The sequence below is a fragment of the Acidilobus sp. genome, from assembly GCF_049973875.1.
Lineage (GTDB): Archaea > Thermoproteota > Thermoprotei_A > Sulfolobales > Acidilobaceae > Acidilobus.
This window is the reverse complement of record NZ_JBMFJI010000005.1, coordinates 74,146-82,453: the sequence shown is the minus strand read 5'-3', so window position 1 is coordinate 82,453 and position 8,308 is coordinate 74,146. Positions and strand designations below refer to the sequence as shown.

The 8,308-nt window shown below is 52.9% G+C and carries 7 protein-coding genes and 1 tRNA gene; 4 read left to right on the top strand and 4 right to left on the bottom strand.

Translation table 11 applies throughout. The features are described from left to right. Positions 1 to 186 precede the first annotated feature (186 nt). The 4 genes from ACP5H1_RS03385 to ACP5H1_RS03370 all read right to left on the bottom strand — a co-directional run bounded on the left by ACP5H1_RS03385 (position 187) and on the right by ACP5H1_RS03370 (position 3,502). Positions 187 to 1,356: an NAD(P)/FAD-dependent oxidoreductase gene (locus ACP5H1_RS03385; protein WP_427971688.1), complete on the bottom strand. Its 1,170-nt coding sequence runs from the start codon at positions 1,354 to 1,356 to the stop codon at positions 187 to 189. A gap of 102 nt (positions 1,357 to 1,458) precedes the next feature. Continuing rightward, positions 1,459 to 1,863 (bottom strand): DUF1641 domain-containing protein, encoded by a 405-nt coding sequence (locus ACP5H1_RS03380; protein WP_427971685.1) that lies wholly within the window; start codon positions 1,861 to 1,863, stop codon positions 1,459 to 1,461. An 11-nt stretch (positions 1,864 to 1,874) separates the two neighbouring features. Further along, positions 1,875 to 3,074, bottom strand: a complete 1,200-nt coding sequence (locus ACP5H1_RS03375) for an NAD(P)/FAD-dependent oxidoreductase (RefSeq protein ID WP_427971682.1) — start codon at positions 3,072 to 3,074, stop codon at positions 1,875 to 1,877. A gap of 14 nt (positions 3,075 to 3,088) precedes the next feature. After that, complete coding sequence (locus ACP5H1_RS03370) at positions 3,089 to 3,502, bottom strand: DsrE/DsrF/DrsH-like family protein (RefSeq protein WP_427971679.1); 414 nt, start codon at positions 3,500 to 3,502, stop codon at positions 3,089 to 3,091. A gap of 152 nt (positions 3,503 to 3,654) precedes the next feature. Here ACP5H1_RS03370 and ACP5H1_RS03365 point away from each other — a divergent pair, with 152 nt between their 5' ends. The 4 genes from ACP5H1_RS03365 to ACP5H1_RS03350 all read left to right on the top strand — a co-directional run bounded on the left by ACP5H1_RS03365 (position 3,655) and on the right by ACP5H1_RS03350 (position 8,305). Continuing rightward, positions 3,655 to 4,080, top strand: coding sequence for an AAA-associated domain-containing protein (locus tag ACP5H1_RS03365; RefSeq protein WP_427971677.1), 426 nt, complete (start codon positions 3,655 to 3,657; stop codon positions 4,078 to 4,080). Between the two features lie 161 nt (positions 4,081 to 4,241). After that, positions 4,242 to 4,345 (top strand) — tRNA-Lys (locus ACP5H1_RS03360). 164 nt (positions 4,346 to 4,509) lie between these two features. Then, on the top strand, positions 4,510 to 4,761 hold the full coding sequence (locus tag ACP5H1_RS03355; protein ID WP_427971675.1) for a DNA-directed RNA polymerase subunit H: 252 nt from the start codon (positions 4,510 to 4,512) through the stop codon (positions 4,759 to 4,761). A gap of 13 nt (positions 4,762 to 4,774) precedes the next feature. Further along, the gene (locus ACP5H1_RS03350) at positions 4,775 to 8,305 is read left to right on the top strand and encodes a DNA-directed RNA polymerase subunit B (RefSeq protein ID WP_427971673.1); all 3,531 of its coding nucleotides are present in this window, start codon (positions 4,775 to 4,777) and stop codon (positions 8,303 to 8,305) included. Positions 8,306 to 8,308 lie beyond the last annotated feature (3 nt).

Below are 8,308 nucleotides of genomic sequence, written 5' to 3'. Positions count from 1 at the left end.
GTGGCGGCCGAGAGGAACGAGTCCTCGGCCTTGTCTGCAAGGTAGGAGATCATGCCCAGCAGGCCGCTCCTCTTCAGGTTTACTATGGCATCAAGGAGCTCGGCAAGGGCTTGGGCCTGAACCTCGGGCGGGACGGACTCCACGGGGGTCTCCTGCTTCTTGGCCTCTGCCATATTCTCTCACCCCTCAGAACTTAAGCCCGTCTATCCAGCCATGGTAGAAGGACTGCTTGAGCAGCCTCCCAATTGAGTAGACGCCGGTGAAGTAGCACTTTATGGCGTAAGTTCCCTTGTTGGGGTCGAATGGCATCTCGCAGGTGCCAGCCCAGCCCTTGTCGCCGGCGTAGCCAAAGCAGGACACTGGGCTTGGGGCGAACGCTGGCCCAAAGCCTCCAATGAGGTCGCTAACTATATTGGTTGCAGCTGTTATTGCAACTGACTCTACAAAGACGCCGGCCAGCCCTATGCCCATGGGGGGCAGCGAGTGCTCGCTGGCCATGTAAATGTCATCGTACTTGGGATGCCTGGCGTTAGGCAGGGCAGGGGCCCACCTTGGGTCCTGCTTAAAGACGAAGTCCTCACCGCTGTTGGCAAGAGCCTTTGGGAGCCTAGACGGGGGCACTTTAACAAGCAGGTCGTACTTGAACTCGCCGCTTGCAGTTATTACCTCCTTCTTACTTGGGTCCACCTCCCTGAACTTCGAGTTAGGTACATATTCTACTCCATACTGCTCTAGCTGCTCAGCAAGGAACCTAGATATGGAGGGTCCAAGCGGCGGTATGGGGGATGGCATCGGATCTATTAGCCTTATGCTGACCTTCTTGTTTCTTGCCCTGAAGAAGGCTGAAAGCGTGGGGGCAGCCTCATATGGGTAGATGCCACACCTGAATGGCAACTCTGGTATCAATATGGTTATGTTCTGGCCGTCTTTAACTTGGTTCAGGGCCTCTTTCATCTTAATAGCCCCGTCAAGGTCGAAATTGTGAACACCATCCTTGTCTAAGCCTGGGTAGGCGCTCCACCCGTAATCTATGCCTAAGGCTACCAATAGGTAGTCGTACTGGTACTTGCCTCTGGCGCCCACTACGGTCCTGTTGGCAGCATCTATGGACTGTATTTCATCTACAGTAACCTTAATTCCATATTTTTCCATGTTCTGTATCGGCGCCCTTGTATCGTCGGAAGTAGCGTAGCCAAGCGCCACATCGAAGAAAAGCGGCGGCATAAAGTGATACGGGTCCTTATTTATAACGGTGACCTCCGCATCTGCGCCGCTCTGCTTAATTCCATCAACGATCCTCTTTGCGGCGACGTAACCACCAACGCCTCCTCCAGCTATTACTATCCTCTTGGTCAAAATCCCACCTTTCTTTTTAGATGGCCAGGATACAAGCGTACAAAAGCGTATAAAAATATTACATCACAGACTTTCTTGACGTTTTAAGCAAACGCGGAGGGGCTACTTCTGGTTCGCTAAGCGCGCCCCAAGCGCCTTTGCAATGTTAAGCGCCACGGCCAGCCCGTTTATGACATCCTTGTCGCCCAGCGACCTCACTAGGTCGCTTAAGTTGTTGACCTGAGCCCCAGCGGACAGGGATGAAGCTAATGACCTTAGGACGCCCACGTCAAGGCTATCTATCATGTCTGCCACGGCGTTGAGCTTCTCCAGAGTCTCAGGCCTCGTAAGCCTCTCAAGGAGCTGCATTATCTGAGGTAACCTATCTATTACAAGAAGGGTCTCGGGCGTTATCAGCAACCTGGCGACAGCCCTCAGCAGCTCCTCATCTGAGAGCAGTTCGTTCAGAGTAGATGCTATGTCAAGAAGCCTCTCAAGGGCCTCCGCCTGCCTTTCGACCTGAGCCATGGAATCTCACCTCACGGAAACATCTTCCACAGCCTCTCAGGCGACGTGGCCTCAAAATAGACGTCAAATATGGGGTCCCAGAACTCTGGGTGCTTTAGAACATCCCAGTAGGTGTCCGCAAAAAGCCTCTTCATTATAAAGAACACCCTCTTAGGCGGCAGCTTGACAGAAGGGTGACTGAAGTCACTTATGACGAAGGTGCCCATTTCAAACCCTATCTCTGTGGGGCAGTTGGTTCTTCCAGTGTTCTGGTCGCTGAGGCCGAGCAGTCTCTTCTCGACGACCTTGGCCTCTAGGTGCGCCGTCACTCCAGTTCTAGCCGTGGTTGACGTGGAGGAGTCACCTATTGCAAACGCATCGTCAAAGTCCCCTATGCGGTTGGTCAACTTGTCCGCCTTTATGAATTCGTCTTCCGTTTTCAGGTCCTCTGGGACTACCTTTACCTTTGGACCCCTGTGAATAGGAACAACTATAGCCGCATCGAATGAGAGCTCCCCTCCCTCAAGCGAGGTCATTTTTCTGTTATCAGCATCCACAGTGTCAACTGTAAAGAAGGTCTCTATGTTAATTCCCCTCTCCTTAAGAATGGGCTCTAAGACTTCGTTGAACGTCTCGGCCGGGTAAGCCCTCGGGTATGGGACAGCTAAGGTTATCTCGACCTGGTCTCTCACGCCCCTGGCCCTCAGGGCCTCGTCAGCCAGCAGGGCGCCCTCGTAAGGGGACGGAGGGCACCTGTGGCCAGGATCAGCTACCGCTATTACGAGCTTACCCTTCTTGAGGTTGCTTATCATGTTAAACGTCCTCCAGGCGTTGTCAGGCGTGGAGTGGAAGTCACCATAAAGGGAGACCAACTTGTCATTTCCTTTAATTGCCGTATGGTCTATGGATAGTCCTGGAGCTAAGACGACTATATCATAGCTGATAGACCTGCCTGACCTTGTAAGGATCGTCCTGTTATTAAGGTCCACCGTTTCAACGGAATCTATGAGAAGGTTCACATTTTTCTTTACTAGCTCTGCAAGCTCCCTTTTCAGCTGCGAGTCGTCGCCCCTGAAGGCTATTTGAAGCAGCTGGGGCAGGTAGTAATGGTACGGAGTGTCATTTATTAGGGTTACGGAAAATCCCTCCCTCCTTGCAAGCGAGTTTGCAAGTATCAGGCCCCCAGCGCCGCCGCCCACTATTACGACCTTTCGCCCTTCCTGGGGCTGCATGGAGCTCCACCAGGTCATATGAAGATAACCTGCCCGCCCTCGGCCTCCTGCAGGAAGGTCGCCACGCCAACCACGTCGTCAATGAGGCTTGGGTCAAAGTCCTCCTTCTTAAGGCCCATTACTTGCGCCATCATGCTGCAGGCGTAGATCTTGGCGCCCAGGTTCTTGGCCTCCTTAAGCATGTCAAGCCAGCTTGGCACGTTATTCATCTGCATACCCTTAGCCAGCTGCGGTACCATAGCTTCGAACTCCTTGGGCCAGGTGGGCTGGGCTGGCTTCCTGAGGAACCTTAGCATCGCCCAGCCCGTCACAAAAACCCTGACTTCATAGCCCAGGGCAGCGGCCCCCTGCGATACAACTCCAAGAGGTATAAGCTTGTCCTCCGTTCCCGAGAACACGATAATCGAGAGCTTACTCAACCTGTTCACCTCTATATAGAGAAAGAGTCCCTGAGATTTAAAAAGTTATGCAGGACAAAGATCTATACATAGGAAAACGTGGCCTTCCTACTGCTAAAAGGCTATAAGTTTGCGTTCAGTAACCTACACATTAGGAATTGGTGAATCATGAAGTGAAAACTTTGCCCCCCGTAACTCTTGACCAGGTGCTAGGGCTAGTGAGGTATATAGCCACCTCAGGAGGAGTCGTTGACTCGTCCAGGTTAGACGAGCTTCTTAACGTTGATATGGACCTGTTACCTCACGTTGTTGACGCAGCGGTCTCCTTGGGCCTCCTGAGGGAGGACAAGGGAAACCTAATAATAACCAGCGAGGGCAAGAGGGCTGTAGAGCTGCAGGGCAGGGAGCTCAGGCTGCTGATAAAGTCGCTGAGCGATGATGTGGAACCATTTAAGGACATATTCGATGTAATAGGGGACTCCGACTCGATAAGGAGGTCCCAGTTAGAGAACATCCTAAGAAACTCAGGCTATACTGACATAGAAGCGGTACTTCCAGTGTTCGTGGAGTGGCTGGCCTACATGGGGATAACAACTGTAGAGGATTAAGATGTTATTAACGTTGTTCTAGTCCTGTTAGGAGGATCTGATCACAGCGCATAAACTACGTATTTATCCGCTATGATCAGGTATAGCATTAATATCATCACTAGAATCGTTGATGAGATTGATCAGATTTAAAAAACTTCTTAGAGACTACGGGCTTTGGTGGGCCCGTAGCTCAGCCAGGATAGAGCGGCGGGCTTTTAACCCGTAGGCCGCGACGCCCAGCCGCGGGCGGAAGTCCCGGGTTCGAATCCCGGCGGGCCCGCCACAGCCCTGAAGGGCTCCTTCATGTTCTACTGTGCAGCAGTCCAAGGGCTTATCCTCGTTGGACAACCCATGGTTAGGCGCAAATTTCCTGAGAGACGTTAGCGCTTCAGTTAACTAGATAACCTCGGGGTCCAACCAGAGGCTGTAGGAGGGGTGCTAGGTAGTTTGCCATCTGCTAGGCCAGATGAAAGGATACTTAATCACGTACTTGTGCCAAAGCATCGTATACTGAGCATAGAGGAGGCGGTTGAAGTGCTTAATAGGCTTGGCGTTAAGCCGTGGCAGCTTCCGAGGATCAGCGCCAACGACCCCATTATTAAGCTGCTGGGAGGCAAGCCAGGAGATATTGTTGAAATAGAGCGCGACTCGCCCACCGCTGGGAAACACGTAGTTTATAGGGTAGTCGTGTCCTATTGAGTGGGTGAGCTTAATGGCATCTGAGCAGCTAACCAAGGATGACCTATGGATCGTATTCAGGCAGTACATACGTGAGACGGGGCTTGCCAGACAGCACCTGGACTCGTATAATGCCTTCGTGACAGAGCGCATGCAAGAGATAGTTGATTCCTTTGGGGAGATAAGGCCTCTTTACAAACAGGTCAGCAGGAGGAGGGAGGCGGCCCCAGAGGAAGGCCCTGATATAAAGATAGTGCTTGGGAAAATACGCATAGGCGAGCCCCAGGTAAAGGAAGCCGACGGTACCATGAGACGCAAGGACGTAACGCCCCTAGAGGCAAGGCTAAGGAACTTCACGTACTCCGCCCCCCTCTACCTTCAGATGAAGCTTGTAGAAAATGGCACCGAGGTCTACAGTGACGAGGTAAAGGTGGGAGACTTCCCCATAATGGTTAAGTCCGTCGTTGATCCGCTCTCTAAGGCCAGCTACAGGGAGCTCCTGGAGGCTGGTGAGGACCCCAACGATCCTGGAGGTTACTTCATTATAAATGGCAGCGAGAGGGTTGTGGTGGCTCAGGAGGACCTGGCAGTAAATAGGATAATAGTGGGGGTCTCAACGGCTAACACCGCAAAGATAACGCACAGCGCTAAGACTGTTTCAACAATACTTGGCCTGAGAAGACAAGTTATAGTGGATAGGATGAGCGACGGATCACTTGAGGTAAGCATGAGCAGGCTTAACTATAGGATACCATTCATAGTGATGATGAAGGCGCTCGGACTTGAGAAGGATGCGGAGATAGCGGCGGCGGTTTCGCCAGACCCCGACGTGCAGAGGGAGCTGCTGCCGAGCTTTGAGAAGGTGAGCGCCGCCATAAGGACCAAGGAGGACGCCCTGGAGTTCCTTGGCAACAGGATAGCGCCTGGGCAGCCCAGGGAGATAAGGATACAGCGCGCGGAGGAGTTCATAGACACTCAGTTCTTACCCCACATAGGTCTGACGCCGGCCGACAGGCTTGCTAAAGCGTACTTCCTCGGCGAGATGGCGAACAGGGTCCTGCAGCTTTACTTAGGCAAGAGGCAGGAGGATGACAAGGATCACCTGGCTAACAAGCGCCTGAGGCTCGCAGGCGACCTCATAGCAGAGATCTTTAGGGATGCATTCCAGCAGCTTGCGACCCTGATAGCGAGCGAGCTCGAGGAGTACATAAGCCAGCACAGGAAGGTGAGGGACCTGAGAAGCCTGGTGAGGCCCGATATCATAACTGAGAGGGTGAGGGCCGCCCTGGCGACAGGCAACTGGACCGGCAACAGGACTGGAGTAAGCCAGGCACTTGACAGGACCAACTGGATGAGCCTGCTCAGCCACCTGAGGAGGGTCATATCACCGCTGAGCAGAGGGGAGTCGAACTTTGAGGCCAGGGACCTGCACGGAACTCACTGGGGAAGGCTTTGTCCGTTCGAGACGCCGGAGGGCATAAACTGCGGCCTTGTCAAGAATTTGGCCATGACGGCATACATATCGGTTGGCGTTAACGAGCAGCACGTGAAGAACATACTAATGAGCATGGACTTGATACCGCTGGACGACGCCATTAAGGAGATAGCAAGCGGCCAGCCTGAAGCTATAGAGAAGTACACTAACATGGCCAAGGTGTTCCTCAACGGTAAGCCAATAGGCTACGTTCAGGACGGCGCGGAGCTGCGCAGGAAGCTTATAGCTATGAGGAGGTCAGGAAGCTTAAGCTATGAGGTGAGCGTCGCCTACATAGAGCAGGGCAGCATCAAGGAGGTTTACATAAACACCGATGAAGGTAGGCTGATGAGGCCTGTCATAGTTGTCGAGAACGGAAAGCCAAGGCTGACGAAGGAAATGGTGGAGAAGGTTAAGCGGGGCGAGATGTCCTTCTGGGACCTGGTGAGAAACGGCGTTATAGAGTTCCTGGACCCTGACGAGGAGGAGAACGCCTATGTAGCCGAGTCCCCAGAGGAGGTGACCCCTGAGCACACTCACCTGGAGATGTGGACGCCAGGCATATTCAGTGTGGTCACGTCAATAACTCCGTTCTTGGAGCACAACCAGAGCCCGAGGAACACCTACCAGGCTGCCATGGCAAAGCAGGCCCTAGGCCTTTATGCGCTGAACTACCAGTACCGCATGGACAGCCACGCCTACCTGCTTCACTACCCGCAGAAGCCTATAGTTCAGACTAGGTCGCTTGAGGAGATAGGCTATAATGATAGGCCCTCGGGACAGAACTTCGTTGTGGCAATAATGCCCTACATGGGCTACAACATGGAGGACGCGATAATAATGAATAAGACAAGCGTCGACTATGGCCTTGGAAGGGCTCACTTCTTTAGGGTATATACAGTCATGGAAAACACCTACGCTGGCGGCCTTAAAGACACCATAACGGTCCCCTCGCCAAAACTTTATGATCACAAGGGAGATCAGTACTACACCAAGTTAGGTCCAGACGGAATCATAGAGCCTGAGGTTGAGGTTGATGGCGGAGACGTACTTGTAGGTAGGGAGAGCCCGCCAAGGTTCCTTGGCGAGGAGCGCGTTATGAGCCTAGGAACTCTAACCAAGAGGGACACGAGCGTGCAGCTGAGGTATGGGGAGCACGGCGTAGTAGATACAGTGCTCATAACTCAGACCACCGACAGGAACCTGTTGGTGAAGGTAAAGGTCAGGGACCTGAGGATACCTGAGCTTGGCGATAAGTTCGCAAGCAGACATGGACAGAAGGGAGTAGTAGGCATGCTTTACCCCAAGTACGACATGCCTTACACCGAAGATGGCATAGTCCCTGACATTATAATTAACCCGCACGGAATACCTTCGCGTATGACCGTGGGGCAGATACTTGAGCTCATAACTGGTAAGGCTGCAGCCATGGAAGCTAGGTATGTTGACGGCACGCCGTTCTATAAGGACGACGTTGACCAGTACAAGATCATACTAATTAAACATGGCTACAGCCCTGACGGAACAGAAGTTATGTACGACGGCCGCACAGGCCAGCTGCTTGAGACACCTATTTCCATAGGTGTAGTCTTCTATCAGAGGCTGTACCACATGGTAGCCGACAAGATGCATGCCAGGGCTACAGGTAAGGTGCAGCTCCTCACAAGGCAGCCCACGGAGGGTAAGGCCAGGCAGGGAGGTCTAAGGTTCGGAGAGATGGAGAGGGACTGTCTCGTAGGCCATGGAGCAACCATGCTGCTAAGGGATAGGATGCTCGACGGCAGCGATGCCTACACCATGTACGTCTGCACACTGTGCGGTCACATAGCTTGGTACAACAGCAGGAAGAACGTATATGAGTGCCCGATACACGGTGAGAACGGTGACATAAAGCCCGTGAAGGTGCCCTATGCGTTTAAGCTGTTCCTGCAGGAGATCATGAGCATGGGAATTAAGCCCAAGATTGAGGTCTCCGACAGGATCTCGCTCCTGGACAGGATCTCGCAGGCTGGCATGTCTAAGCTAAGCGCCGCCGCTAATGGAAACCAGGGTAACAATGACAAGAGTAATGGTAATGGAAGCGCTTCATGAGGT